Origin of the sequence: Saccharopolyspora shandongensis (assembly GCF_900106995.1) — a bacterium.
GTDB classification, from domain to species: Bacteria; Actinomycetota; Actinomycetes; order Mycobacteriales; family Pseudonocardiaceae; genus Saccharopolyspora; species Saccharopolyspora shandongensis.
In genome coordinates this window covers 1-21971 of sequence record NZ_FNOK01000091.1, presented here as the reverse complement: position 1 = coordinate 21971, position 21971 = coordinate 1, and the positions used below count along the sequence as shown (strand labels likewise).

Genomic DNA, 21971 nt, shown 5'->3' with positions numbered 1-21971 from the left:
GGCTCGACCCCGAAGCGGCCACGCAGCTGCTGAACCAGCTTCATGGCCGTCGCCGGGTCGGGTCGAGTTCCGAGGCGAAAAAAGCGCTTGCCGCCTTGAGTCTTTCGTTGGCACGCTTGAGTTCCGCGTTTTCGTTCCGCAACCTGCGAAGCTCTTCGGCCTCGCTGGTGGTCGGCCGGTCATCCCGCTGGCCACGATCGGCTTCATCCTGACGGATCCAGTTCCGCAACGCCTCGGGATGCACGCCCAGCTGTTCAGCCAGACGCCGAATCACAGGCTTGGGATTCGACTCCCGATACAGACGCACCGCGCGTTCACGCAGCTCGTCGGGGTACTTCTTCGGTGCTGCCACAGATGACTCCCTTCAGGCCCATAGGACCATGCTTGGAAGCCTCCGAGCTAACGGGAGAACCTCAAGCTCTACCTCCCCCAGTCCTGGACCGGCGCCCCGGCGCGTTGCGGGGAGGCCGGGATCGGCGACGACGTCGAGTTCGCGACCAAACCCCAGCTGGCGCGGCGAATGCTGGAACGCCTGCTGGAGGCCGACGCCGATGTCGGCTGGTTCACCGCCGATGAGGCCTACGGGGACAACCCCGGATTACGCGCGTGGCTGCAGGGCCTGAACTACGTCATGGCCATCTCGTGCGATCAGCGCTTCGACACCCCGGCAGGGCGCATGCGTGCCGACGAGCTTGCCCGCGCCGCCGGAAACATGGGCTGGCAACGCCTTTCAGCCGGGAAAGGAAGTAAAGGCCACCGGCTGTATGACTGGCTGGTGATCGATCCCGGTGACACCGACGGGCATCTGCTGCTGGTACGCCGGTCGATCAGCAAACCCAGCGAGCTGGCCTACTGCATCTGCCACACCCACACACCCGTCCCCATCGCCGAACTCGTCCGGGTCGCCGGATGTCGTTGGGGCGTCGAGGAAACGTTCCAGTTCGCCAAGAACGAAACAGGCATGGACCACTACCAGGTGCGGAAATACGACGCCTGGTACCGGCACATCACCCTAGCGATGCTGGCCGCCGCGTTCCTCGCAGTGACCGCCTACACCGAACGAATCCGCGACCACACCTTCAAAAAGGGGCTCCCGCAACCGAAGACGAGCACCTGATCCTGTTGTCCTGCAACGAAATCAGACGACTCTGGGCCATCCTCGCCCGACCGGCACACCCCAAAGCCCATACCGACCACTGGTCCTGGTGGCGACTTCGCCACCAAACCAGAGCCCGCCGAAGCCACTACCAGCGACAACACCTCAAGCATCACACCCTGCCGCTGTAGTACTAACCTGGGCGCGCGAGAGTGGGAATACAGTGCTGGACGCTGCAGATAGGTGATAGCGCAGTCTGCAGCCGGTGGAGCGCTGAGCAGATCGCCTGTCACAGTCGCTCCGAAGGCCTACGGCCCGCGCCAGAACGCACGGAGAGGCGATACGCCGATGACGCTCACGTTAGGTCCGATTCTGCACAGCGCCGGCGTCGACCCCGGCGAGGCTCATGTGATCCGCCACGCCTACGTGCGCGAGCACGAGGACCTCGGTCTGCCGGGCATCCAAGCCGATTCCACCGACGCAGAGATCCTGCAATACACGAGCCAACAGCGCGCGCACAATTTCCCGGTCGTTGCGCCCCGCACCTGGATCGTGTTCATCCGGGAGAGCGGCGACCGGGCCCGGCTCTGGTCGGTGCTGGAGAACCGCGGCGAGACATCGAACGACGGAAAGCTGCGAACCTTCGACCTTGTCGCCTCCGAACAGTTGGCTGACCTAAGGAACCGACTCGTGATCGGGTGGAAATCACCGCGCTCCTGGCGAATCAACGCCACGACAGCGGTCGGCTACCCGGTCATGGAGATCGCCGATGCAGAGCCGATCCCGTTCCCCGGCTTCGATCGGATTGTTCTGGACTATGCACAGCTCCAGGCCGTTATGCGCGAGCATCGCTACGCTTCCTGGCGCACCGCGCTGGCGTCGGTGACGGGCGTCTACCTGATCACCGACACCCGCGACGGACGCCAGTACGTCGGCAAGGCCGACGGCGCAGAGAGCATCTGCCAGCGCTGGAAAGTCTACGCTGCCAACGGTCACGGCGGCAATGTCGAGCTGCGCAACGTCAACCCTGCGACCTTCCGATTCTCGCTGCTGCGAGTGTTCGACCCAGCAACTCCCACCCGGCAGATCGATGCGGCCGAGAGTCATTTCAAGCTCGCCCTCGACACACGCAGGCACGGCCTGAACCGCAACTGACGACCAAGCCCCTTTCCCTGTAATGGGGTAACGGGGGCGGCGGAGTGCCCGAGCAGCTGCCTCTGGGTGAAACCGGCCGCCGTGCCGTAGATTCGGCGCTGTGAGCGCCGCTGTCTTCACGAGGCATGTTCGGCAGCATGGGTTCAGTAAGGTCGGTGTATGCCGATAGCCGCTGGTTCGGGCGCAATTCCGGTCACACCGGTGCTGGTTGGCGTCATTATCGTGCTGCTCGTCGCGGCGGCCGGTGTCGTTACGCTGGGTGCCCTGGGCCGGTGGCAGGCGGTGCTCGGGGCAGGTTCGCGCGGAGCGCTGCAGCTGGTGATCGTGTCCCTGGTGATCGCTCACATTGTGAACTCGGTCGTGCTCGTCGTGGCGTTCCTGATCATGATGTTCGGTATCGCGACACGCACTGCCGGGCGGCGGATCACGCTCGACCGCACCTGGTGGTGGGCGGGTTTGCCCATCGCTGTGGGGGTTGTGCCGGTCGTGGCTGTTCTGCTCGTCACGGGTGTGGTTCCGGTGACAGGGCTGGTCCTGATTCCGCTGGTGGGTCAGCTCATCGGTGGTGCGCTGACGGCGACCACGCTTGCCGGGCGCAGGTTACTGGAGGAGTTGTCGCAGCGTCGGGGTGAGGTGGAGGCCGCGCTGTCGCTGGGCTTGACGGACAGCCAGTCGAGGCTGGAGATCGCGCAGCCGGTCGCCGGGGGTGCCCTGGTTCCCGCGCTCGATCAGACGCGGACGGTGGGCACCGTGACCCTGCCGGGCGCTTTCGTGGGCATGTTGCTCGGGGGCGCCAGCCCGGTCGAGGCGGGGGTGGTGCAGCTGTTCGTCCTCATCTCATTGCTGGCGGTGGAGGCCGTCGCGATCGTCGTCACGCTGTACATGGTGGCGTTGGGCCGGCTGACCCGGACTGAACCGGCAACGCCCCGGCCCGCGACTGGTGCCCTGCTTTCGCGAACGTGGAGTGCCGTACGAAAGGTACGGCGCCAGCGGCGTTCATGAGGAAAACAGCAGTGCGGAAGATGATCATTGCTGGATGCGCGGCAGTGCGTTAAGTTTGCTCAGCGAGCTGGCCTTGGCTCCGCCGGCTCTCCAACCCCGCAGCGACAGCAGCGGAGCGAGCACCGCGTCGCGGCGCACGATGAAATGCGCCAATGTGCGGAAACGTCCCACGGTCAGACGCTTGGTCGGATCAGCGGGGATGGGCGCCATCCAAGAAAGAACAGGTTCACGCTCGGGTCGAGCCTCACGTCTGAGCCAGCGTCCAGACTGGGGTGGCTGGGATAGCCATCACCCCGGCGCGGAGCACCAAAGTTCAACCCCGGAGATGGGTCAAAAAGAGCACGAACATTGCCCAAGAGATGGGTCGCCCCTGGGTGCGTTTTCGCAGTTCAGAGGCTGTTCAGCCCAGCTCTGACGGCTGATCTTGTGTGGCTGGCGCGGTCAATTCCGCATACCTCGTAGGCTCTAGCTGGAGGGCAAACCCACGTCTCAGACTGGCCCGACGGCTAAGCGATTTTCCGCGTCGGGATCGCCGTCGACCGTCGCTGGAGGCCCTGGGCGGGTTCACGCCGCTGATCTTCGACGATCCGTGAGCGTCCGCGCACTTGGATCAGGTGCGGACGGTCGCCCTCGTCGTCTGGATGTTGCCCTTGGCATCGGTCCAGGTCACCACGCAATCAACGGCATCGGGCGAGCCCACGGCCAGCAGCAGGGGGAACCGGGCTTCTTGACCGGGCGGGATCGTGCCCAGCGGGCCGCCCTCCCGGACCACGCGGAAGAACGCATCGTCCGGCAGATCCTCGAAGGCGAAGTCGACGTCGGAGGCTGGACCGCGTGACGTGTTGTGCAGCACCAGCGACCACTTCCGATTGGTCTTGATACGTGTGCCACTCGAAAAGTCATCGCCGCACGTCAGGCTGCGTAGCGGTACTCGTTGACCACGCCGCCGAGGACTCTGGTGCCCAGGACCCGGCCGGCGTCGAGGTCATGCAGGGAGCGGGATGGTCGTGAGCGTCGGGCGGTAGCTGGTCGCGGGCCTGGTGGAGCCGGTACCCGTTGTAGTGCCGCTGGTAGGCAGCAAGCACACGCTGGGCACGGAACTCGTTCAGGACCAGGACGCGGTCGAGGACTTCACGCCGGAGGCCGCAGATGACCCGTTCGCAGTGGCCGTTCATCCGCGATGCCCGCAGGGCGCTCTTGAAGATCTCCACGTCCTCGGCTTCGAAAGTAAGGAAGTACTTCCCATCGCGGTCGCACAGCAGAAAGCGCAAGGACTCGAAACGGATGCCCAGCCCGCGGCGAGATTCCGGGCCTGCCGCACGGCCCACTGCCGGGTCCGATGGGCGGTGACGCCGGTGATGTGCAGCCGCCACGTGCCGTGCTCGAGGAACACCAGCGCGTACAGCCTCCTGCCCAGCACGGTGCCGACGCGCAGGAATCGGCCGCGATGATGCCCTCAACCTGCGCGGTGAGGAACTCGCGCCAGGTTGGGCCGCAGCGACGCGGGGCCGGATCGATACCCGCGCGTTGAGGACTTCCCATACCGTGGATACGGCGATCCAATGCCCAAGACGGGCCAGCTCCCCCTGGATCCTGTGCCGCCACCCCGCGTTCTCTCGAACGAACTGCAGGATCAGCCTCTTGAAAACCGCCCTGGCCGGCGGGCGTCCGGTGCGGTCCCGGCGCTCGGTGAAGTCCCACTTCGCGGCGATGAATCCGCGGTGCCAGGCGAGCAGGGTTCCCGGAGTGACAGGGAAGACCTCACGCCAGCGCCGCCGGAGTATCAGCGCGAACAGGGCAGCGAACCAGAACCGGTCCGCCGCTTCGTAGCGGACCGGACCCTTGAGTTTGCGGCGTAGCACCGCTCTCGTGCCGCAATACGAGTAACTCGGCGTCCCTGGCAGTGTGACGGCGCAGCAGCACCGCCGTGGCGGACAGCAGCTTCCGGGTCACCTGGTACAGCAGCGACACGATCATCCGGACACGGTGCCAGCCGAGGACGCACTATCACTCTCAACTGCGGCGATGACTTTCCGAGCGGCACAGCCTGGACCACCCAGGCCGCCCGCAACCTCCTGGCCGACCTCGGCAACCGCGCCGCTTCCTTCCGGTTCCTCATCCGCGACCGCGACACCAAGTACACGCCAGCATTCGACGCGGTCTTCGCCACCGAGGACGTGCAGGTCATCAAAACCCCGCCACGGACACCACGGGCGAACTGCTACGCGGAACGATTCGTCCGCACCGTCCGCGAAGAATGCACCGACCGACTCCTGATCCACCACGAACGGCACGCCACGCGAGTGCTCAGCGAATACGCCGACCACTTCAACACCCACCGTCCGCACCAAAGCCTCGACCAACACCCACCGCAGCACGATCGCACGACGGTGCCGCCGAACGACGCTCTCATCCAACACCACAAGGTCCTCGGTGGACTGATCAACGAGTACACCCGAGCAGCCTGACGCCGATCAACAAAACACCAGGTCAACCCGTGCACCGAGTTTTGCACCGTACAGGCGTTGCTGGTCAGATCGACCGCCCACCGCACCTCGGTGGCGGCCTTGGTCGCGCGGGCGATGAGCTGCTCGATCGCGGCCTGGTCGTTGGCCACCTTCTGCGAGAACACGACTTTGCCCTCGCCTTCCATCGCACACGCATGATATGTGGTCTTGCCCGCGTGGATCCCGACCCAATCTTGTCGCGGGGCACCGCGAATTGGACGCCGCATCAGTCAGCCCACGGGTCGCGCCGAGACAAGCCGTGCGCTACGTCCAGCACCATCAGGGCCGAGCGGGCATCCAGGGCCGCCGTCGGGTCGCGCAGGTCCAGCCCAGTCAGCGTCTCTATCCGGCGCAGCCGCTGGCTGATCGTGTTGGGGTGCACGATGAGCGCTTGCGCGGTCGCCTGTCGGTCCAGTCGGTGGGCCAAGTGCGCGCGCAAGGTCGCCACCAGCGAGGTGCCGTGCTCCTCGTCATGCCGGACCAACGGGCCGAGAGTGCGGTCGGCGTAGCCACGCAGAGGCGCCGGGTCGTCGAGTTGGAGCAGCAGGCCTGCCACGCCGAGCCCATCCAGGGTGACGACGCCGCCGATGCGCTCGTCGCGTTCGGCGACGGTGAGTGCGCCTCGGGCGGTGCGGCAGGCCTCGGCGAACTGATGATCGGTGGGTTCGGAGACCGCGACCGTCGCCGAGGTGACACCGACGGTTGTGCAGAGCGCTCGGCGCAGCGCTTCGGCGGCGTCCGGGCCAGCTGCTGGCCCGGACGCCGAGACCGGCCACAACGCCACGATGGCGTCTCGGTGCTGGGCCACCAGTGGACGTGGGTTGATGGTGGACGCCAGCCTGTTTGCCTCCTCGGTGGCGCGCCGGCGGGCTTGGTCCGCGCTGGTTTGGCCGGTGGTGTTGATCTGCCCGACCAGTGCGCAGTGTGAACGCGCCAGGTCGTGGCCGAGTAGCCGGGCCCGGTGGCGCAGCGCGCTCGCACGTGGGTCGGCGCCGCCGAGAAGCTCGGCCAGCAGTTCGCCGCGCAGGTTCTGCTCGACTTCCAGTGCGGTGCGCCTGCGTAGCAGCTCCAGCGACAGCACCACCGAGGCGTGCTCCAGAGCGCGTCTGTCCACTGTAGACAGCTCGCCTGAGTAGCCGGGCAGCCACACTCTGGCCGGGACCTCGCCGGAGAGCACGACGTCGGCGACGACGTAGCCGTCTTGCTCGTGGACCAGCTCGGTTCCCGGCGGCGGGGCGGCCGTTGGCCAGCCTGCGACTGGCGGCTCAGTCGCCGGGCCGGCCGCGGCCAGTACCTCGCCGCGCGCGTCCTGCAGCAGCACCGCGGTGCGGAGCAGGTCGTGAAGGGCGGCAGCGATTCCGGGCATCCCACCGGAGCGGACCGCCACCCGCAGCAGCCGCTGGTGGATCTGCTCCGAGCGGGTCACCAGCTCGTGCTGCTCGCGCAAGTCCTCGACCAGCCGCGCCGAGGTGATCGCAATCGCGGCATGCTCGGCCAGCAACTGCAGGCAGCTGATCTCCTTGGCGTCGAAATCGTGCACCTCCGAGCGGTAGCTGTTCAGGGTGCCGATCACGCCGGACGCGGTAACGAGCGGGACCGACAGCATCGAACGGTAGTCCTGGTCGTGCGCGACACCGCCCCAGATGAATCCCGGCTCGCGGGAGATGTCGCTGACCGCAGCGGGGCGGCCGGACCGGTAGGCACGGCTAGACGGCGCGCCGCTGCGGGCGTCGGGTTCCAGCCGGACCGGGTGATCGGAGTTGATCCGGGCCACATAGGTTGCCGACAGCCCACTCGCCCCGGCGATCACCAGGTTGCGTTCCTCGGCGTCGGGTACCAGCACGCCGCAGAAGTCCAGCCCGAGTAGCTGGCGGGCGGTTGAGGCGACGAGGTCGAGGACGTCGCTCAGCCCGCGGCCGGAGTTCACCGCCGAGGTCAGTGTGCCGATCGCGGTCAACCAGGCGCGCAGCTCATGCTCATCCTCCACAACTATGAGTGTTTCAGAGGACATTCATTCTGTCTATTTATGTCTCCACTGACATAGCGATCGGCTGCCAGCGTGAGCAAGACTCCGACGTGCCCTACCGCCAGATCGCTACAGAAAGGGCCGGAATGTCGACGACGACCGCTTCGTACCCTGCCCACCCGCAGCCCTTCAGAGGCTTTGACCGCCCGGTGATCGACCCCGCCACCGGGGCCGTCATCCGGACCGTCACCGACAGCTCCCTCATTGAGGTCGACGCGGCGGTGTCCCGCGCCCGTGCGGCGTTTCTTGACGGCCCGTGGCCCGCGCTCACCCGCACCGAGCGTGGTCGGCTGTTGCTGCGTGCGGCGGACGTCGTCGAGGAAGCCGCCGAGGATCTCTACAGGCTCGAGACCCGCAACAACGGTCGCCCGGTCACCGAGACCCGCGCGCAGCTGTCGCGGGTGCCGGAGTGGTTTCGCTACAACGCCGGCCTGCTCGCCGCCCAACGGGATGCGGTGCTGCCCTCGGACGGCCCGTACCTGACTTACCAGCGCCGGGCCCCGCTCGGCGTCTGCGGGATCATCACGCCGTTCAACCACCCGCTGCTGATCCTGGCCCGCAGTTTGTCCGCGGCGCTGGCCACCGGCAACACCGTCGTGGTGAAGCCATCTGAGACCACCCCGCTGTCCACTCTTGCGATGGTCGAGCTGCTGGCGAAGGCCGGGATCCCCAACGGTGTGGTGAACGTGGTGACCGGAGGCCGGGAGGTCGGTGAGCGGCTGACCGGGCACCTGGACATCGCCAAGATCACGCTGACCGGCGGGACCGAGGCCGGGCGGGCGGCCGCTGTCGCAACGGCGCATCGGTTCGCCAGGGTGACCGCCGAGCTCGGCGGTAAGACCCCGATCATCGTGTTCGACGACATCGATCCCGACGTCGCCGCCGAGGGAGCCGCGTTCGCCGCGTTCGTCGCGGCCGGGCAGTCCTGCGTGGCCGGGTCCCGTTTCCTGGTGCAGCGTGCGAGTTACAACCGGTTCGTTGCGGCGCTGGCCCGTCGGGCCGACGCGATCCGCATCGGTGATCCATCGGACCCAGCCACCCAGATCGGCCCGATGGTCAGCGCGGTGCAGCGGGACAAGGTGCTTGACCTGATCGAGGCCGGACGCGCCGAGGGCGCCCGGGTCGCTGCCGGTGGCGGTGTCCCGCAGTTGCCCGCACCGCTGGACGGCGGGTTCTTCGTCCGCCCCACCGTGCTCGCCGACGCCACGATGGACATGCGGGTGGCCCGTGAGGAGATCTTCGGCCCGGTCGCCGTCGTCGTCCCGTTCGACGACGAGGCCGATGCGATCGCCAAGGCCAACGACAACCGGTTCGGACTCGGCGCGGGCGTCTGGACTCGCGATCTGGCCCGCGGGCATCGGGTGGCCGACCGGATCCAGGCCGGGATGGTCTGGGTCAACGACCACCACCGTCTCGAACCGTCGCTGCCCTGGGGCGGCATCAAGGAGTCCGGCACCGGTCGCGACGCGGGCACCGAGTCGTTCGACGACTTCACCTGGCTCAAGACCGTCGTCGCGCGTACCGCGGGTGACGACGTCGACTGGTACGGCTCCGACGTCCCGGGGCGTCTCAACTGATTTCTCGAAGCACGTTCGACCTCCGGCAAGGGAGCCGTACATGTCGAATTCCGCCGATCTCGCGCCGGGGACCTGGCGCACCGTCATCACCCGCACTCAATGGCTGGTGCTGGCCGGCACCACGATGGGCTGGGCATTGGATGGGTTCGCGGGCAGCCTGTACGCGCTGATCCTCGGCCCGGCGATGACCGAGTTGCTGCCGCACAGCGGCATCGAGCCCGGCACCGGCACTATCGGGCTCTACGGCGGCCTGACCGTCGCGCTGTTCCTGTTCGGCTGGGGTACCGGCGGGATCGTGTTCGGGATCCTCGCCGACTACTTCGGCCGGGTCCGGGTGCTGTCCGCCGGGATCGTGACGTACGCGGTGTTCACCGCGCTAGCCGCCTTCGCCGACACCTGGTGGCAGCTGGGCGTGCTGCGGTTCGTCGCCGGGCTCGGCTCCGGGGTGGAGGCGCCGGTCGGCGCCGCCCTGGTCGCCGAGGTGTGGCGCAACCGCTACCGAGCCCGCGCCTGCGGTGTGATGATGTCCGGCTACGCGATGGGCTTCTTCATCGCTGCGGTGTCCTACGCGATCCTCGGTGGCTACGGCTGGCGGCTGATGATGGGCATCGCCGTCCTGCCGGCGCTGCTGGTGTACTTCATCCGCAAGCATGTCCCGGAGCCACCGGAGATCCGCGGCATGATCGCCGCCCGCCGCGCCCGCCGGGCCAGCGGACAGCGCACCGAGCAGGACCGGTTCGTGCTGATCCGGCTGCTCACCCCGCCGCTGCTGCGCCCCACCCTGGTCGGCACTGCACTGGCCACCGGCTCGCTGGTGGCGTTCTGGAGCGTCTCGACCTGGTACCCACAGGTGATCCGGCAGGCCGCCGCGGCGGCCGAGCTGTCCCCGGATGTGGCGAACTCCCGCGTCGCGATCGCCTCGATGCTGTTCAACGCCGGGGGCGTGTTCGGCTACGCCACCTGGGGCTTCCTCGCCGACAAGATCGGCCGCCGCGGGGCGTTCCTCACCAGCTTCGCGATCTCCGCCGCCAGCGTCGGATTCCTTTTCCCGTTCGAACCCGGATGGAAAACGTTCCTGCTGGTCGTGCCGGTCGCCGGGTTCGGTCTCTACGGCGCGCTGTCCGGGATCTTGGTCTACGGCCCGGAGCTGTTCCCACCGTCGGTCCGGGCCACCGGCATGGCGCTCTACAACGGCATCGGCCGCTACTTCACCGCAGCCGGCCCGCTGATCGCTGGAGTGATCGCTGCCTCCTGGTTCGGCGGCGACCTCGGCCTGGCCACCACCTGTGTGGTCGCGGTCGGCCTGCTCGGCGCGCTCGGGCTGCTGTTCGCTCCCGAGACCCGTGGCATGCCCCTTCCGTCCAACCCGGCGCCCGTCCCGGACCCTGCGCCGGGCGCCACGGCCCGTTCCGAGGAGAGTCTTTGATGTCCCCCTACACCCATGCCCGCGCCGCCGTGATCGGCGGCTCCATCGGCGGGCTCACCACCGCGCTGCTCCTGCGCGACCTCGGTTTCGAGGTCGACGTCTTCGAGCGCACCCCGACCCCACTGGACGGTCGAGGCGGCGGCATCGTGCTGCAGCCCGACACCGTCCGCTGGTTCGCCGAGCGCAGCGACCAGAACCCCGCGACGCTGTCCACCTCCACCGAGTACGTCCAGTACCTGGGGCCCGGTGACGAGATCGTGCACCGCGACCGGCGCCGCTGGACCTACACCTCCTGGGGCACCTTCTACCGCGCGCTGCTGGCCGATTTCGGCACCGATCACTACCACCTCGGCGAGTTCGCCTGCGGCGTCTCCCAGGACGCCGACTGCGCGACCGTGAGGTTCGTCAGCGGCCGGCAGGCGCAGGCCGAGCTGGTGGTGTTCGCCGACGGGATCACCTCGATCGGCCGCCGGCTGCTCGACCCGTCTTCCGAGATGGAGTACTCCGGCTACGTCGGCTGGCGGGGCACCGTGCCCGAGTACCAGTTGCCCGCCGAGGTCCGCTCGCTGCTGGGCAACGCGATCTCCTACAGCGTCGTCCCGCACTCGCACATCACGCTCTACCCGATCCCCGGCGAGACCGGGACCGGGCCGCGGGACAGGCTGATGAACTACGTCTGGTACCGCAACGTCCCGGCCGGCTGCGAACTGGACGAAATGCTGATCGACAAGCGCGGCTTCACCGGCACCGTGTCGCTGCACCCGGGCCAGGTCCAGGACCGCTACGTCGACGAGATGCGCGCAACCGCCGCGCAGCTGCTGGCTCCGGCCGCGGCCGAGGTCGTCACCGCCACCGAGCAGCCCTACATCCAAGTGGTCTCCGACATCCGGTCGGCGAAGATGACCGACGGCCGGATCGCCCTGCTCGGCGACGCCGCGTCGGCCGCCCGCCCGCACGCCGCGGCCGGCACTGCGAAGGCCGCCGCCGATGCCTGGGCGCTAGCCGACGCGCTGACCGATTCCGACGGCGACATCGCCGCCGCGCTGCGCAAGTGGGAGCCTGCCCAGCTCGAACTCGGCTCACGCCTGCTGGAGCGGGTGAAGGAGATGGGCGAGCGCTCCCAGTTCCACAACACCTGGACCCCCGGCGACCCGAGCCTGCGATTCGGCCTCTACGGCCCCGGCCGCTGAGCTCCCCGCCATCCGAATACCGCCTCTGGAAGGACCCTGAAATGACCGATACCGGATTCCTGTCCGACCTGCCGCTGGCCGGCGAGCTGGTCGGCACCGACTTCGAGGGCTGGAGCCCCGAGCTGCGCGCCGAGTTCGAGGCGCATTCCTACGACGGCGAGGTCGGTTCGCGGCTGCTCAGCGAGAACGACCGCGTGCGGGTCTGGGAAATCCGCCTCGCGCCCGGCGAGCGCTGGCACGCCCACCGGCACGTGCTGGACTACTTCTGGACGGCCGTCAACGCCGGACGCAGCCGCCAGCACACCAGCGACGGCACCACCCGCGAGGTCTCCTACGGCGCGGGCGAGACCAGGCACTTCACCTTCGCGCAGGACCAGTACCTGCTGCACGACATCGAGAACATCGGCGACACCGAGCTGGTATTCACCACCGTCGAGCACCTGGACAGCGCTAACGCCCCACTCCCCCTGGACCGCCGATGACCGCCACGCCGAAAGCGGGTCCGGTCGACGTGCACGCCCACTGGTTGCCTGCGGACCTGTTCGGGCTGCCGCCGGGCGCGCCGTACGGGCCGCTGCGGGACCGGGATGGGCAGCTCTACCTGGGTGAGGTACCGCTGTCGATCGCCACCAAAGCGATGAGTGACGTCCCGGCGATCCGGGCCGACATGGCCGAGGCCGGGATCGCGGTGCGGGTGCTCTCGGCGCCACCGTTCGCGTTTCCGGTCGCGGGTTCTGCCCCGGACTATGTCGACGCGTTCAACGACGCGCTCGGCGCGGTCGTCGCGGACTCCGGCGGCGCGCTGCTCGGGCTCGGCCTGGTCCCACTGGACGACGACGCAGCGGCTACCGCCCGGTTGGAACGGCTGGTGTCGGTACCCGGGATCGCCGGGGTGGCGATCCCGCCGCTGTTGGGTGGCGAGTCACTGGACCGCGGGACGCTCCGGCACGTGCTCACCGACTGCGCCCGACTCGGGCTCTCAGTGCTGGTGCACCCTATGCAACTCCCCCGGCCCGAGTGGCGCGACCACTACCTGGCCAATCTGATCGGCAACCCGGTGGAAACGGCGACAGCGGTGGCGGCGCTGCTGCTCGGCGGGGTGCATGACGCGCTGCCGGGGCTGCGGATCTGTTTCGTGCACGGCGGTGGTTGCACCCCGGGCCTGCTGGGCCGCTGGGACCACGGTTGGCGCACCCGGCCCGACGTCCGCCGCGACTCGACCCGCCCACCCGGCGAGGCGGTGCGTGATCTGTGGTTCGACACCGTCACCCACGACCCGGCGCTGCTCGGCTTGCTCACCGAGCGGGTCGGGAAGCAGGCGGTCGTCTGCGGCAGCGACTACCCGTTCGACATGGCGCAGCGTGATCCGGTCGGATTCGCCATCGCCGGCGGGCTGGACACCGCGACGCTGACCGCGAACGCCCGTTCCTTCCTGGGGGTGACGTCATGACCGCGCTGTTCAGCCCGCTGCGGCTGCGCGACCTGGATCTGCCGAACCGGGCCTGGCTCTCGCCGATGTGCCAATACAGCGCCGGCGCCGACGGCGTCCCCACCGACTGGCACTTGGTGCACCTCGGTGCTCGGATCACCGGTGGGTTCGGGCTGGTGTTGACCGAGTCGACGGCCGTCTCGCCGCAGGCCCGGATCAGCCCGGCCGACGTCGGGCTGTGGTCGGACGAGCAGGTCGCAGCCTGGCAGCGGATCACCGGCTTCGCCCACGCCCATGGCACCGCGATCGGGGTGCAGCTCGGGCATGCCGGGCGCAAGGCCTCGACCCGCGTGCCCGGCCAGGGCCGAGGTTCGGTACCGCCGGAGGAAGGTGGCTGGACCGCGCTCGCCCCGTCGGCGTCGGCCTACCGCGGCTACGCGACACCGGCCGCGGCGTCGCCCGCCGACCTGGAGAGGATCGTCGCGGACTTCGCCGCGGCCACCGAGCGGGCGGTGCATGCCGGTTTCGACGTCGTCGAGATCCACGCCGCGCACGGCTACTTGCTGCACCAGTTCCTCTCACCGCGGGCCAACCACCGCACCGACGCCTACGGAGGCTCGTTCGAAAACCGGATTCGCCTGCTGCTGCAGGTGGTCGACGCGGTCCGCGCGACCTGGCCGGACGACCGGCCACTGCTGTTGCGGCTCTCGGCCACCGACTGGGTGAACGGCGGCTGGACCCCGGAGGAAACCGTCGAACTCGCCCCGCGGCTGGCCGAACGTGGGGTCGATCTGCTCGACGTCACCACCGGCGGGCTGGACCCGGACCAGCAGATCCCGGTTGGGCCTGGCTATCAAGTGCCGTTCGCGCACCGCGTGCGCTCCGCAGTACCCGGGCTGCCGGTCTCCGCAGTCGGACTGATCACCGACCCGGAACAGGCCGAGACGGTCCTCAGCGACGGCGCCGCCGACGCCGTCCTGCTCGCCCGGGAGGCGCTGCGTGACTCGTCCTGGCCGCTACGGGCCATGGCCCGGCTGGACCCGCACCGGCTGACCGAGATCTACCCCTGGCAATACGGCCGGGCCGTTCCGAGTCCGTCCACAGTGGCCTCCTGACGAGCTTCACCCGGCAACGCACCCACAGCACCACCCGTGGTCACCACGAGCGGTGCTGTGGGGTCCGGCGGCGACCGCCTTCGAGGCGGGCCCATCACCCACCGGACACACCGCTCGAAACCCGGCACGGCGGCGGTCCGGCCGACAACGTCACCAACGCCGGCCTGCCTCCCCGCCTCCCACCGTCCTGCCCCGGATCACTCCTGACGGGACAGATAGGAACGCGCATTGATCAGCCTCGACCACATCGCCGTCTGGTCGGACAACCTCTACCGGACCACCATCGACCTGAGCCGGGCGACGGGGCTCGGCAGCGCCGACGGCGGCTACTTCCCCGGGCTCGGCCTAGGGCAGAAGTTGCTGTCGCTGGGCGATTACGTCTACATCGAGGTCGAGAGCATCGTCGATCACCGGATGATCGCCGAGCGGGCGCCGATGGCGCTCGAGTTGGAGCGCCAGACCGCGAACGGAGACTGCTTCGCTGGCCTGTGCCTGCGCAGCGACAACCTCGACGAGATAGCCGAGTTCGCCCGGCATCGGGGAATCGCGCCGGCCGAGAACATCATCGGCGGAAAGGTCCGGATGGTGCCCGCGCAGGGCAGCGGCCCGTCGGTGCACGCGCCGGACTTCTGGAACTCCTGGCGGCTGGGCAAGCCCAACATCTACTACGTCCCCGACCTGACGAACCACTCCAGCCTGCTCCCGCCCCAGCCAGGCACCGGTGACGTGCGGGGCACCGGGGTCATCTCCGTTGAGATCGGCGGCACCGAGCCCGACCTGCGGACGTGGCTCGGCGACGTCGTCAAACCAGCGGAACTGGGGATCGAGATCGTTTACAACGGCGGCCCGGACGGGCTCTATGCGGTCACCTTCGACTCCACCGATGGTCCCCGAACCATCCGCCTGAACCCGATCACGCTCTGAGCCCCGACACGGCCACGCACCACAGGAGCAAACAGATGCCCACCGCCGTTCCCCAAGCCCCCGCAGTGCAGACGACCCGGAAAGTGCGCCGCGCAGCCATCTCCGGATTCTTCGGAAGCGCGCTGGAGTACTACGACTTCCTCATCTACGGGTCGGCCGCTGCCCTGGTCTTCAACAAGATCTTCTTCCCGAACACCGGCGCGACCGGTCTCCTGCTGTCGATCGCCTCGTTCGGCGTCGCCTACATCGCCCGGCCGTTCGGTGCCGTGCTGTGGGGCCACCTGGGAGACAAGCTGGGACGCCGGCTGGCCCTGGTTCTCACGATCGGGTTGATGGGTGTCGCCACGTTCGCGATCGGATTGCTGCCCTCCTACAACACCATCGGCGTCGCGGCTCCGATCCTGCTTGTCCTGCTTCGACTCCTGCAGGGCCTGTCCGCGGGCGGAGAGTCGCCGGGATCGAGCTCGTTGACCGTGGAGCACGCCCCCGACGACCGGCGGGCGTTCTACGCCAGCTTCTCCATGAGCGGGATGCAACTGGGGATGGCGCTGGGCAGCCTCGTGTTCTTGCCGGTCGCAGCATTACCAGAGGAGCACATGCTGAGCTGGGGCTGGCGGCTGCCGTTTCTGCTCAGCGGGATCTTGACGCTCGTCGCCTACTTGCTCCGGCGCAAACTCGAAGAACCGGAAGTGTTCACCGAGATGCGGCACCGCGACGAGCACGCCTCGCTGCCGATCGCGACGCTGCTGCGCGAGCACTGGGCGACCACCCTGCGAGTGGCGCTGTGCAGCGGGGTCAACGTCGTTGGAACGATCTTCAACGTCTTCGCGCTGGCCTACGCGACTGGGGCCGCAGGCCTCTCCCGGCCGGTGATGCTGACCGTGGTGGCGCTGGGCAACCTGGGGGCGGCTGTGATGGCCCCGGTTGTCGGGCGGTTGTCGGACCGCATCGGTCGCAAGCCGGTGTTCGTACTCGGCGCACTCGGCTCCAGCCTGTCCCTGTTCGTGCTGTTCAGCGCGATCGACGCCGGAAACATCACGCTCGTATTCATCGCAGGACTCACGGGGATGAGCGTCTTCTACATCATGCCCATCGGGGTCGGTGCCGCGTACTACCCGGAGCAGTTCCCGGCGCGGGTTCGCTACACCGGGATGGCCGTCGGGCTGATGCTCGGCCTGCTCGGGTCCGGATTCGCGCCCACGCTGGCCCAGGCGATCAGCGTTGGAACGAGCAGCTGGCGGCCGTCGGCGTGGATCTGCGTCGGAATCGCAGTGCTGGCCTCAATCGCAGCTCTGGCCGGGCCGGAGACCCACCGGATCACAACAGCCCGGCTCGGCCGGCGATAAAGCCGTCGAGGACCTTGCCGAGGGCTTCGGAGTGCGCCCTGCGCCGCCTACACCCCCGCCAACCCGGACCTCACAGTCTTCCACAGCCCCGCGGTCAAAGAACCGAGGAACCGAAGCGCGCACATCGAGAACAGTCGCGAGGGGCATCGGCAGTCATATGACCTACTCACGTCCCAGCCGAGATAACCATGCTTACCAATGTGTACTTGCACATGAGGGAAGCTTCGCGCTGTCGAACTGACGGAGTGAGTTGAGGATTCTGGCCACCGCCTAAGCAAGGCGTTCTCTTCCCGAGCGCACTCTCCCCACTCCTATGGAAGTCGTTTACATGCGGATTGCCTTGACGACAACGTCCGTACCGGATGGTGACAAGCTGGCCTTTTGGAATCAGGCCATCACGCGCACGCTCGGCCCACAAACGGTCACACCCAGAAACAAGGCTCCCTTCGCCGGGCGGATCACCGCCGACAGCCTGGGGTACCTCAAGGTTGCGACCATCGAGGCAGACGCGCAGCGGATGAGTCGAATGCCACAACACGCAGCCCAGCTCGACCGTGAGTTGGTGTCCATCGGCCTGCAGGGCCAGGGCCGTTCAGAGCTGATCCAGGACAGTCGGACAGCCCTCCTCAGCCCGGGCGATCTGGTCGTCTACAAGGCGACCCGCCCATACACGCTCGACCAATACGACCACTTCCGCATGCACGTCTTCCACGTGCCACGAAAGGCTGTAGCACTTCCGCACTCGGACATCTGCGCGGTCATGGCCACGGCGCTACCCACAGATTCGGGCGTTGCGGCCATGCTGGCACCGCTTCTGTCCATGCTGGCCACAACAGCGGCTACGTGCCCGCCCCATGTGGGCGAGCAACTGGCGGGAACCGTCACCGATCTATTGGCCGCGCTGATCAGCGAGCGGACCAGGAAGAGCGAGAGCGCCGGGGAACGCAGCGCCGGGCAGGCAATGGTCCGACGAGTGCGCGAGTACGTCAACCAGCACCTGGCCAATCCCGACCTGTCGCCCGAAGCAATCGCCGCTCACCACCGCATCTCAGTTCGCTATCTGCACAAGATCTTCGAAGGTGAGGGCACCACGATCAGCCGCTGGATTCAGCAACGCCGGTTGGAGGAGTGCAGCCGCGAGCTCGCGCGGCGTCACCGCGTGATACCAACGGTGTCCGCCGTCGCCCAACGGTGGGGCTTCGTGAATCCGGCCCACTTCAGCCGGGTCTTCCGTGCGGCTTACGGCATGTCACCGCGCGAGTGGCGCAACGCTGCCGCACTGCAGGAGGCCCAGTCGACGAGCAGTTGATCGATCTCTGCCGCCATGCTGTGGCCTGATGCCGTCGTTGAAACGACATCACGCAGGGGCCACCGGCGGATTTGAGGCAAATGTGGTGACGTCCGTTGCAGAAGCACGACAGAGTAGGCACCGACCTAACTGTGCTGTCTCATGAGATTGGTTCCACGGAGTAGACCCGTTATCTGCGGCTCTTTGAGCGCTTGGTGGTCGGCGCTGGGGTGACGCGCTCGGGTCGTGCTGGCATTTCGTCGGTGTCGCCGACGAGCCAGCGTAGGAAGCCGAGGATCAGCGGCCCATGCAGATGAACCAGGACATATCTCACGTCACTCTTGCGCCACGACGCTGCCCGTCGGAAGCGGCCGTTTCCACTGGGTGGCTAGTGTTGGAGAGTTCGACACCAGCCGCCCAGAGGGCCTGTTTCATGAGCCAGCGGTCACTTGGCGATGAGCTTCGCGGCGTCGGGGGCGTAGACGGTCATCCAGTGCGGACGCAGCCGGTAGTAGAACACGTCCTTGTCCCACTCGGCGTGATCGCCGTAGAAGTCCTTGAGGTACGTGAGCAGGTCTGGCCAGTCTGCGGCCGGCTCGTCGTCCTCGGGGTTGAGTATCTCCACCGTGCCGTGCGTGAACACTCCCAGGTCCTCGCCGCGCATGTGCGCGACGCTGGCGGCGGGGCGAGCCGCGAGGTGGCGAGCCTTGGCGGCGCTGCGTGCTGTACCGAAGTACCACTTGCCGTGCAGGAAGTGCCCATCCACACCGCTGATCCGCGGCTCGCCCTTCGCCGTCACGGTGGACAGGGCGAGGGTGCACATGCCGACCAGGATCTGGGTGAGCTGCTCGGCGGTCAAAGTGCGCTCGGTAACGATCGAACGGAGGTGATCGGTGGAGCGGGACAGGGAGGCGTCGAGCAGGGCCTGGAGCTCATTGAGTTCTTCGGGTGTTTCACGCATCAGTCCACAATAGGCACCGCTGGACCATCCTCAGCATCGCACGGCGGCCAGACGAAGACGGCGCCGCAGAGTCACATCACCTCACCGAACTCGACACGCCACCACCTGGCCGTCGCCAGCACCCTTCATCGTCTAATGTCGCCTTATACGGCGCACAGAGTCCGACACGCTGGTCGCAACGCGACACGCTCGCAACAGGACATGGCCACTGCCGCGACAACCGCAGCCAGGGCACCCGCGAAGCAGCGCAGATCATCGCCGCCGTCTGCCACGCCGCACCCGGTATCCGGTTGCACGGGTTCGGGATCAAAACCTCCGGTTTGCGCGACTACGGCAGCCACCTGCACAGCGCGGACTCGATGGCCTGGTCCTACGCCGCCCGCCGCTCACCCCGCCTGCCCGGCTGCACCGCACACAAGAACTGCGCCAACTGCCCACGGTTCGCGTTCCACTGGCGCGAACGCGTGCTGGCTTCCCTTGCCGGGCACGCCACCCGACCCGCCGGGCCGCTCGGCCCCACTCGAAAAGGGGGAAAGGTGTCCAGAAAACTAGACACCTCGCGTCGACTGGCGCTGTCGGCCTTCCGCGACGAGGCCGCCCGTCTCGAACGCAACACCACGATCCGGTGGGCGAACCGGGACGGCATGTCGGTGCGGGCCATCGCGAAGTTGATGGACCTCAGCCCGGCCCGCGTCGGACAGATCTTCGCCGAACCCGACGAACCGCTCCTCGACCAACTCCGGGCACTACGCGCCCGCTGGGGCGTCGACGATGACCCGGCCTCCCGTGCTGCGGCTGATCTGATCATCGCCAACATCACCGCTGGCGAACTGGTCACCAACGGTGCCGACGAGCACGCCACCGCCGGGTTTGTCGGTGATCTCGGGCATGATCGCCCCAATGGTGACGGAGAGATGTCGTTGTTCGACATGCAGTGACATAGGTGGGGAGGAACGCACGGTGCAGATCATCGGCCGCGCTGGTTCCTTCCTCGTCGCGTCGCTGATGTCTGTGCCTGCGGGCAGCAATGGCAGGGCATCGCAACGCGCCGCTGACGCCGGAAGGCCGTCGGCGGCTGTGTGCGCGCGTCGATGCCGGTCGCCCTATCGCTCACGTCGCCGCTGAAGCGAACATCTCCCGCCGCTGCCTGGCCAAGTGGTACGCCCGCTGGCAACAACACGGCGAAGCCGGACTGACCGACCAGTCCTCGCGCCCCGATCGCAGCCCGCAAGCCACGCCCGATGACGTGGCGGATCTGATCGAGGCGCTGCGCAAGCAGACCAAACACGGCCCCGTTCGCCTCGCCGATGCGCTGGCCCGCCACCACGGCATCACCGTTGCCCCGGCCACCGTGCACCGCGTTCTGGTCCGTCGCGGACTCAACCGGCTCCGCGACCTCGATCCGCCCACAGGAGAGAAAATGCGTGCCGTCGTCCGCTACGAACACGACCGCGCCGGGGACATGGTGCACGTCGACGTGAAGAAACTCGGCCGCATCCCCACTGGTGGAGGCTGGCGCATGCACGGCATCGGCACCGACGCTGCCCGCGCCTCCAAACGCGCCGGACCAGGCACCGGGCGAGTCGGCTACCTCTACCTGCACAGCGCTATCGACGACCACTCTCGGCTGGCCTACACCGAAGCACTCGACGACGAGAAGGCCGACACTGCCGCCGGATTCTGGCTGCGCGCTGTCGCGTTCTTCGTTGAACACGGCATCACGCCGATTCACCGTGTGCTCACCGACAACGGCTCCTGTTACCGCTCCCGAGCCTGGGCCGCTGCCGTCCACACGACCGGAACCAAGCACAAGCGGACCCGGCCCTACACGCCGCGCACCAACGGCAAGGTCGAGCGCTGGCACGGCACTCTGGCCCGTGAATGGGCCTACGTCCGCGACTACACCAGCGAGAACGAGCGGCTGGAGGCGCTGGCGGACTTCCTGAACTTCTACAACCACCAGCGCCCGCACTCAGCCCTCGGCGGCCAGCCGCCCATCACCCGGACCCGTGGCAGCGACTACCGCATCACCGTCGACCAGCCGCCCAAACCGGCCGACGACTACCCCGTCCAACTCACCCTGGACGACGACCTCGTGTAACCAACGTCCCGAGACATCACACCTAACGCGACTCCACTTCGCCTGCAAGTGCGTCCCGCAGAGCGCGGCGAGAGGCTACGCCCAGCTTGGGGAAGATCTTGTACAGGTGGGCCCCCACGGTGCGCGGGGACAGGTGCAGTTGCCGGCCGATCTCCTTGTTGGTCATCCCTTGCGCTGCCAGTTCCGCGATGCGCAGCTCATGTGCGGTGAGTGCGGACCTGCCGTCGGCGAGATCCACGCCCTGCGCGACTCCGTTGGCGCGCAGCTCCTCCGCCGCCCTCTTCGCCCAGGGCTCGGTCTTGAGACAGCGGAAGGTCGTCAGCGCGCGGCTCAAATGGATGCGCGCTCGGCTGCGGTCGTGGCGTCGGCGCAGCCACTGGCCGTAGGCGAGCTGGATCCGCGCCTGCTCGAAGGGCCACTGCTCGGCCTGGGGCAACTCCAGAGCATGCTGGAACAACCGGTCGGCGGACTCGTCCTCCGTGGCCAGCGCGGCCGAGCCCGCGAGGATGAGCGCGTGGTGCGAGGAGATGGCGTCCATGCGGGCCTGCCGGCCGGCCATCACGTGTGCCCGGGCCTCTGCGATACGTCCGGTGCGCACACATGCCTCGACCAGGTCCAAGAAAACGCGGTGGAAGTAGGGGAAGAAGGGCGGCAGCACACCCGGTGGGGTAAGCGCGCTCAGATAGGTGTAGGCCTCCTCGTAGGCGCCGCGGGTGACCGCGGCCCGGGCGTTGGTCTCGGCGACCATGCCCAGTACGAGGTTCAGCCGCCGCGGTCGCGCCCAGTCGGCGCTCTCGGTGTTGAGCACTGCGAGCCGCTCGTCGTTTC

The 21971-nt window shown here is 67.9% G+C and carries 22 protein-coding genes and 2 pseudogenes; 15 read left to right on the top strand and 9 right to left on the bottom strand.

The window, feature by feature from the left end:
* Positions 1 to 40: 40 nt before the first annotated feature.
* Positions 41 to 352, bottom strand: a complete 312-nt coding sequence (locus BLW84_RS44010) for a transposase (RefSeq protein WP_093278434.1) — start codon at positions 350 to 352, stop codon at positions 41 to 43.
* Between the two features lie 69 nt (positions 353 to 421).
* Between BLW84_RS44010 and BLW84_RS44005 the strand changes: the two are divergent.
* From BLW84_RS44005 to BLW84_RS43995, 3 genes and pseudogenes are all read left to right on the top strand, one after another.
* Positions 422 to 1117 (top strand): annotated as a pseudogene (locus tag BLW84_RS44005) (IS701 family transposase); the annotation flags it as partial.
* A gap of 327 nt (positions 1118 to 1444) precedes the next feature.
* Positions 1445 to 2251, top strand: a complete 807-nt coding sequence (locus tag BLW84_RS44000; protein WP_093278430.1) for a GIY-YIG nuclease family protein — start codon at positions 1445 to 1447, stop codon at positions 2249 to 2251.
* Positions 2252 to 2410: 159 nt separating this feature from the next.
* Positions 2411 to 3253 carry an ABC transporter permease gene (locus BLW84_RS43995; RefSeq protein WP_093278427.1) on the top strand — a complete coding sequence of 281 codons (843 nt, stop codon included), beginning with the start codon at positions 2411 to 2413 and terminating at the stop codon, positions 3251 to 3253.
* Positions 3254 to 3277: 24 nt separating this feature from the next.
* Here the strand turns inward: BLW84_RS43995 and BLW84_RS47015 are convergent, their stop codons facing one another.
* From BLW84_RS47015 to BLW84_RS48770, 4 genes are all read right to left on the bottom strand, one after another.
* Entirely contained in the window at positions 3278 to 3463 is a 186-nt protein-coding gene (locus BLW84_RS47015; protein WP_143061344.1) for a hypothetical protein, read from the bottom strand.
* A gap of 400 nt (positions 3464 to 3863) precedes the next feature.
* Entirely contained in the window at positions 3864 to 4106 is a 243-nt protein-coding gene (locus BLW84_RS43990; RefSeq protein WP_093278425.1) for a hypothetical protein, read from the bottom strand.
* 46 nt (positions 4107 to 4152) lie between these two features.
* Entirely contained in the window at positions 4153 to 4524 is a 372-nt protein-coding gene (locus BLW84_RS48775) for an integrase core domain-containing protein (protein ID WP_218157745.1), read from the bottom strand.
* A gap of 490 nt (positions 4525 to 5014) precedes the next feature.
* A complete protein-coding gene (locus tag BLW84_RS48770; RefSeq protein WP_218157744.1) occupies positions 5015 to 5230 on the bottom strand; it encodes a hypothetical protein in 216 nt (71 codons plus the stop codon).
* Positions 5231 to 5430: 200 nt separating this feature from the next.
* On the opposite strand from BLW84_RS48770, the gene BLW84_RS49725 reads away from it, so the two are divergent.
* Positions 5431 to 5721: an integrase core domain-containing protein gene (locus BLW84_RS49725; protein WP_245761802.1), complete on the top strand. Its 291-nt coding sequence runs from the start codon at positions 5431 to 5433 to the stop codon at positions 5719 to 5721.
* 53 nt (positions 5722 to 5774) lie between these two features.
* Here the strand turns inward: BLW84_RS49725 and BLW84_RS50070 are convergent.
* Positions 5775 to 5987: pseudogene (locus BLW84_RS50070) on the bottom strand (IS110 family transposase); the annotation flags it as partial.
* On the bottom strand, positions 5987 to 7747 hold the full coding sequence (locus tag BLW84_RS43970; protein WP_093278421.1) for a helix-turn-helix domain-containing protein: 1761 nt from the start codon (positions 7745 to 7747) through the stop codon (positions 5987 to 5989). The gene BLW84_RS43970 and the pseudogene BLW84_RS50070, both read right to left, overlap by 1 nt.
* Before the next feature lie 188 nt (positions 7748 to 7935).
* Here BLW84_RS43970 and BLW84_RS43965 point away from each other — a divergent pair, with 188 nt between their 5' ends.
* From BLW84_RS43965 to BLW84_RS43925, 9 genes are all read left to right on the top strand, one after another.
* Positions 7936 to 9363, top strand: a complete 1428-nt coding sequence (locus tag BLW84_RS43965; RefSeq protein WP_093278419.1) for an aldehyde dehydrogenase — start codon at positions 7936 to 7938, stop codon at positions 9361 to 9363.
* Positions 9364 to 9403: 40 nt separating this feature from the next.
* Positions 9404 to 10789 carry an MFS transporter gene (locus BLW84_RS43960; RefSeq protein ID WP_093278416.1) on the top strand — a complete coding sequence of 462 codons (1386 nt, stop codon included), beginning with the start codon at positions 9404 to 9406 and terminating at the stop codon, positions 10787 to 10789.
* Positions 10789 to 11979: an FAD binding domain-containing protein gene (locus tag BLW84_RS43955; RefSeq protein ID WP_093278414.1), complete on the top strand. Its 1191-nt coding sequence runs from the start codon at positions 10789 to 10791 to the stop codon at positions 11977 to 11979. Before BLW84_RS43960 ends, BLW84_RS43955 begins: the two co-directional genes overlap by 1 nt.
* Before the next feature lie 41 nt (positions 11980 to 12020).
* The gene (locus tag BLW84_RS43950; RefSeq protein WP_093278412.1) at positions 12021 to 12461 is read left to right on the top strand and encodes a cupin domain-containing protein; all 441 of its coding nucleotides are present in this window, start codon (positions 12021 to 12023) and stop codon (positions 12459 to 12461) included.
* The gene (locus tag BLW84_RS43945; protein ID WP_093278410.1) at positions 12458 to 13429 is read left to right on the top strand and encodes an amidohydrolase family protein; all 972 of its coding nucleotides are present in this window, start codon (positions 12458 to 12460) and stop codon (positions 13427 to 13429) included. The genes BLW84_RS43950 and BLW84_RS43945 overlap by 4 nt, the downstream gene beginning before the upstream one ends.
* Positions 13426 to 14523, top strand: coding sequence for an NADH:flavin oxidoreductase/NADH oxidase (locus BLW84_RS43940; protein WP_093278408.1), 1098 nt, complete (start codon positions 13426 to 13428; stop codon positions 14521 to 14523). Before BLW84_RS43945 ends, BLW84_RS43940 begins: the two co-directional genes overlap by 4 nt.
* Positions 14524 to 14751: 228 nt before the next feature.
* Positions 14752 to 15447, top strand: coding sequence for a VOC family protein (locus tag BLW84_RS43935; RefSeq protein ID WP_093278406.1), 696 nt, complete (start codon positions 14752 to 14754; stop codon positions 15445 to 15447).
* Between the two features lie 35 nt (positions 15448 to 15482).
* Positions 15483 to 16793, top strand: coding sequence for an MFS transporter (locus tag BLW84_RS43930; protein ID WP_093278404.1), 1311 nt, complete (start codon positions 15483 to 15485; stop codon positions 16791 to 16793).
* A 328-nt stretch (positions 16794 to 17121) separates the two neighbouring features.
* A complete protein-coding gene (locus BLW84_RS43925; protein ID WP_093278402.1) occupies positions 17122 to 18102 on the top strand; it encodes a helix-turn-helix domain-containing protein in 981 nt (326 codons plus the stop codon).
* Positions 18103 to 18526: 424 nt separating this feature from the next.
* Here BLW84_RS43925 and BLW84_RS43920 read toward each other — a convergent pair whose 3' ends face one another.
* The gene (locus BLW84_RS43920; RefSeq protein WP_093278400.1) at positions 18527 to 19042 is read right to left on the bottom strand and encodes a pyridoxamine 5'-phosphate oxidase family protein; all 516 of its coding nucleotides are present in this window, start codon (positions 19040 to 19042) and stop codon (positions 18527 to 18529) included.
* Between BLW84_RS43920 and BLW84_RS43915 the strand changes: the two genes are divergently transcribed.
* Together BLW84_RS43915 and BLW84_RS43910 are read left to right on the top strand one after the other, a co-directional pair.
* Positions 19030 to 19980, top strand: a complete 951-nt coding sequence (locus BLW84_RS43915) for a deazapurine DNA modification protein DpdA family protein (protein ID WP_093278398.1) — start codon at positions 19030 to 19032, stop codon at positions 19978 to 19980. The two genes, BLW84_RS43920 and BLW84_RS43915, sit on opposite strands and share 13 nt — an antisense overlap.
* An 89-nt stretch (positions 19981 to 20069) precedes the next feature.
* Entirely contained in the window at positions 20070 to 21143 is a 1074-nt protein-coding gene (locus BLW84_RS43910) for an IS481 family transposase (RefSeq protein ID WP_245761801.1), read from the top strand.
* 22 nt (positions 21144 to 21165) lie between these two features.
* On the opposite strand, the gene BLW84_RS43905 is transcribed toward BLW84_RS43910, so the two are convergent.
* Positions 21166 to 21971: helix-turn-helix transcriptional regulator (locus tag BLW84_RS43905; RefSeq protein WP_143061343.1), on the bottom strand; the 806-nt coding region annotated here is incomplete at its 5' end.

Excerpts from the sequence above, each read along its gene's own strand:
- BLW84_RS43910 (WP_245761801.1), top strand. The coding sequence starts at position 20,070 with ATGGCAGGGCATCGCAACGCGCCGCTGACGCCGGAAGGCCGTCGGCGG.
- BLW84_RS43950 (WP_093278412.1), top strand. The coding sequence starts at position 12,021 with ATGACCGATACCGGATTCCTGTCCGACCTGCCGCTGGCCGGCGAGCTG.
- BLW84_RS43940 (WP_093278408.1), top strand. The coding sequence starts at position 13,426 with ATGACCGCGCTGTTCAGCCCGCTGCGGCTGCGCGACCTGGATCTGCCG.
- BLW84_RS44000 (WP_093278430.1), top strand. The coding sequence starts at position 1,445 with ATGACGCTCACGTTAGGTCCGATTCTGCACAGCGCCGGCGTCGACCCC.
- BLW84_RS47015 (WP_143061344.1), bottom strand. The coding sequence starts at position 3,463 with ATGGCGCCCATCCCCGCTGATCCGACCAAGCGTCTGACCGTGGGACGT.
- BLW84_RS43925 (WP_093278402.1), top strand. The coding sequence starts at position 17,122 with ATGCGGATTGCCTTGACGACAACGTCCGTACCGGATGGTGACAAGCTG.
- BLW84_RS43955 (WP_093278414.1), top strand. The coding sequence starts at position 10,789 with ATGTCCCCCTACACCCATGCCCGCGCCGCCGTGATCGGCGGCTCCATC.
- BLW84_RS43960 (WP_093278416.1), top strand. The coding sequence starts at position 9,404 with ATGTCGAATTCCGCCGATCTCGCGCCGGGGACCTGGCGCACCGTCATC.
- BLW84_RS48770 (WP_218157744.1), bottom strand. The coding sequence starts at position 5,230 with ATGATCGTGTCGCTGCTGTACCAGGTGACCCGGAAGCTGCTGTCCGCC.
- BLW84_RS43945 (WP_093278410.1), top strand. The coding sequence starts at position 12,458 with ATGACCGCCACGCCGAAAGCGGGTCCGGTCGACGTGCACGCCCACTGG.
- BLW84_RS43920 (WP_093278400.1), bottom strand. The coding sequence starts at position 19,042 with ATGCGTGAAACACCCGAAGAACTCAATGAGCTCCAGGCCCTGCTCGAC.
- BLW84_RS43930 (WP_093278404.1), top strand. The coding sequence starts at position 15,483 with ATGCCCACCGCCGTTCCCCAAGCCCCCGCAGTGCAGACGACCCGGAAA.
- BLW84_RS43995 (WP_093278427.1), top strand. The coding sequence starts at position 2,411 with ATGCCGATAGCCGCTGGTTCGGGCGCAATTCCGGTCACACCGGTGCTG.